Here is a 3,763-nt window from a genome sequence, read left to right on the forward strand (position 1 = left end):
CTTGATGACCTTGTCGAGTGAGACACGGTGCTTGCCATCGCCGCGCATGGCCATGCGCTGGGCATTGATGGCCTTGACCGAACCCATGGCATTGCGTTCGATGCAGGGAATCTGCACGAGGCCGCCAATCGGATCGCAGGTCAGGCCGAGGTTGTGCTCCATGCCGATCTCGGCGGCATTCTCGACCTGATAGATGCTGCCGCCGAGTGCGGCAGTCAGACCACCGGCCGCCATCGAACAGGCCACGCCGACTTCGCCCTGACAGCCGACTTCGGCGCCAGAGATCGATGCATTTTCCTTGTACAGGATGCCGATCGCGCCGGCCGTGAGCAGGAAGTCGATGATCCCCTGCTCGTCGGCTTTCGGGCAGAAGTGTGCGTAGTAGTGCATCACCGCCGGCATGATGCCGGCGGCGCCATTGGTCGGCGCGGTCACCACGCGACCGCCTGCGGCGTTCTCTTCATTGACTGCCAGCGCATACAGGTTGACCCAATCGAGGATGGTCAGCGGATCACGCAAGGCCTGCTCGGGGCGATCGCGTAGCTCGGCCACCATGGCCGGTGCACGTCGCGCGACCTTGAGCCCACCGGGCAGCACGCCGGTCTGGCGCATGCCGCGCGCTACGCAATCCTGCATTGCTTTCCATAGGGTCATCAGGCCCTCGCGAATTTCCTTTTCGGGCCGCCAGACCTGCTCGTTGCCCAGAATCACCTGAGCAATGCTCAATCCGGATTTCTCGCACTGCGCAAGCAACTCGTCACCACTGTTGAACGGGTAGGGGACAACAGTCGTGTCGGCAACGATGCGATCGTCCGCAGCTTCATCATGGTTGACCACGAATCCCCCGCCTACCGAGTAGTAGTCGCGCGAGGCGAGTTCGTTGCCCTCGGCATCGAACGCGGCAAAGCGCATGCCGTTGCTGTGATAGGGCAGCTTCTGGCGCTTGTTGAAGACAAGGTCGGTCTTTTCGTCGAAATCAATCTCGTGCTTGCCGAGCAGGTTGATCCGTTTCGTGCTGCGGATACGCGACAGCTTCTCCTCGATGATGTCGGGATCGATCCGATCGGGCCATTCCCCTTCCAGCCCGCACAGCACAGCCTTGTCGGTGCCATGGCCGCGACCGGTCAGTGCCAGCGAACCGAACAGCTCAACCCGGATGCGGGTTGTCTTTGCGAGAACGTCACGCTCGTCCAGCCAACGCGTGACAAAGCGCGCGGCAGCTCGCATCGGCCCCACCGTATGCGAAGACGATGGGCCGATGCCAATCTTGAACAGGTCGAATACGCTGACAGCCATGGGCAGGGAATCCAGATTCGTAGACGCCGGATTCTACGCCGGCCTGGTGGTGGGCGCTTGCTGGGAGCGTGATCGCGCCAAGCGGGTTCATTCGAAGTGCTGGAAATTCCATGCAACGCCGGCCCACTTGATGCCTTCTACTGGGGCATGGGCGGGGCCTGAACTTGAGAAAACTAGTCGACAGTCTTGGCTACAACACCGGTCAGGCGTTCGCTAAGTCCGGAATTCCTCACAACATCCACGTAGTAATAGTAGGTCCTGCCGGACTCGACATCAGCGTCTTCGAAACGCACGGTATTTTGCGCAGAATCTGAAGCTGAACTCTTCGGACGCACGAGCTCCTTGCTCACGCGAAGAAATGGGCCGGTACGACTGGTAGCTCGATATACATTGAATCCGAAAACATCCGGATTTGGCTTGATTTGCCAACTCAGAACTGCGGGTTTGGCGGCAATTGCCAATTCGCCCAAGGCGAGCAACGCCATTGCCATCATTCCGGTCTTCCAGCTAGTCATCGTCAGATCCGTTGTCGATCAAACTTGGCGCTTCCTTGTTTCGGGAAACGACTGCGGAGTATGGGACGGGCACGTCGGACTCAGAGCCGTTTTGCTTGACCAGCACTTTTGCTTCACCACTTTGCGGACCGGTACGTTGAGGATAAAACGTCAATTTTAGACTGGAGCAGTCCGGGCGCTTCTTGACGCAAGGGGAAACCTCGTATGCACGAATGAGATTCTTCGGATCGGTTACTTTCTCCACGCTAAACGCTGTCCCCGTCCTGCTCGACAGCTCGATGAAGTGGAAAGCCGGTTGCCCCATTGACATCAGTCCATAATCAAGAGGCACTGTGTCGGGTACGATGTCCCCGAAAACGTTGGCCCGATAGGGGATGTAGAGAACTGGTTGGTCAGCGACATTGGTTGTCAGCTCAAGTGTGCCGACAAGGATTCCACTTGGCGCGTCGGGCTTGAGGTGGGTGTCCAAGATCAATTGCTGCGGGTCGATCGAGTTGACTGCCTTTGCAGTTACCCATCCCGCTGCGTCGGCAATTTCGATCGCGCTCAGTTTCATCACGTCGCGAGAGGACACCTTGGCCTGAACCCGGCCTCCCTTGCTGCGGTCCACATTGCCGAAGTCAACCATGAATCGCTCAGGCACATAGGAGGTTCTTACAAAGGTAGTGACAACGAGCCGGTACGGCGCCAGATTCTCGCTGGTGCCTACGACCGGGGATTCATCCGTGTAGATTCCGACGCGTGAAGACAATTCGCCCAACATGCCGAAGGTCTCCAATCCGATCTTGAAGCTGCCCTTTTCCCCGGGACGCAGTGTTTGTGGCAGCCCCGAAACCAAGCCGATGGGCGAGCGCACAATGGCCTTCTCGATCGTGATGGGGTGGCTGGATTCATTCGAGGCTTCCAGCGTCACCCATGCTTCCTTGCCTGCGAAAACAGGCGAAGCCGCCCAGACGCGTTGTTCGAATAGCAGGTTGCCATTCAGCCACTTGGCGGAAACCGCTGATCGCGAATCGGGAATGGATTGCGCCAGTATCGATGCCGGAAACAAAAAAAAGACCGCCGCCTTCAAGGCGGCGGTCTTCAGGGGTCCGGTGATCAACGAATCAGTCGACCTCAAAGTTGGTAAGCTCCACGGGCAACGTTCCGGCAACCGTCAGCGAGTAGTCGCTGCAGGACGAACCTCCGGCAGCATAATAGGAGTCGATGTAGGCGTAGTAGGTGCCTGCAGGCGCGTTCGATGCCGGGAATTCTCCGTAATTGGTGTCTGGCGCGGTTGTTCCAATTGAAAGCCCGCTTGGAACTCCGCCGCCAATGCTGTCCCGAAATGCTACGCAGCTCGTCCCCGATCCGCACGCGCTGACTAGAAAAATGCCCAGGTCAGCACTTGCTGGTGTCAGTAGAATGTCGGAAGCAATGTTGTCTCCGATATTCACCTGCCAGAATTCCTCCGGGCCTGGATAGCCGTCGACAAGTGAACCGCAAAGCGCGTTGTTGTAATTTGTTATGGCACTGGGCGAACCACAGTTATTGCCATTGAACGTGCCCGTTCCACTGATGATGCCTTCGGCATTACTGGCGCACGTGCCCGCCGGAACTGGCGGCGGCGGAATTACCGAGGATTGGGTTGTGCTGAATCGATGATTCTGCGCACTAGCCAAGCTGGCAATTAGAAGCAATCCTGCAGCAGCGACAGATATAGACGAAGAACGAATGCAATTCATAGTGAAACCCCCAGTGAACCTATTACGAAAACTGAGCGCATTTTTTTTGATGCGCCGCGATGGCCCCAATGTCCAGGCTAGGAGCAGAAGCCTTAGCATGTCTCGATCTACGGGCACAAGTCAATACTTGAGGAGATTCAGTTTGGGCGCGGCGCTGCTCGTGTCTGCACTTCTGGCGATTTCAGCATGCAATGGCTCGCCCGGGCGTCCAAACGTGTTGCTGATCAC

General features: G+C 57.6%; 4 protein-coding genes. All 4 read right to left on the reverse strand.

All coding sequences use genetic code 11. The annotated features are described in order from the left end of the window. The coding region (locus tag WBP53_RS01475; RefSeq protein WP_423925211.1) for an L-serine ammonia-lyase at nucleotides 1–1,296 on the reverse strand (1,296 nt) is incomplete at its 3' end. 173 nt (nucleotides 1,297–1,469) lie between these two features. Continuing rightward, entirely contained in the window at nucleotides 1,470–1,811 is a 342-nt protein-coding gene (locus WBP53_RS01480; RefSeq protein WP_423925213.1) for a hypothetical protein, read from the reverse strand. Then, nucleotides 1,804–2,913, reverse strand: coding sequence for a hypothetical protein (locus WBP53_RS01485; protein ID WP_423925215.1), 1,110 nt, complete (start codon nucleotides 2,911–2,913; stop codon nucleotides 1,804–1,806). Before WBP53_RS01485 ends, WBP53_RS01480 begins: the two co-directional genes overlap by 8 nt. Nucleotides 2,914–2,917: 4 nt before the next feature. Then, on the reverse strand, nucleotides 2,918–3,535 hold the full coding sequence (locus WBP53_RS01490) for a hypothetical protein (RefSeq protein ID WP_423925217.1): 618 nt from the start codon (nucleotides 3,533–3,535) through the stop codon (nucleotides 2,918–2,920). Nucleotides 3,536–3,763: the final 228 nt, after the last annotated feature.

This window comes from Dokdonella sp. (genome assembly GCF_049593775.1).
GTDB lineage: Bacteria > Pseudomonadota > Gammaproteobacteria > Xanthomonadales > Rhodanobacteraceae > Dokdonella.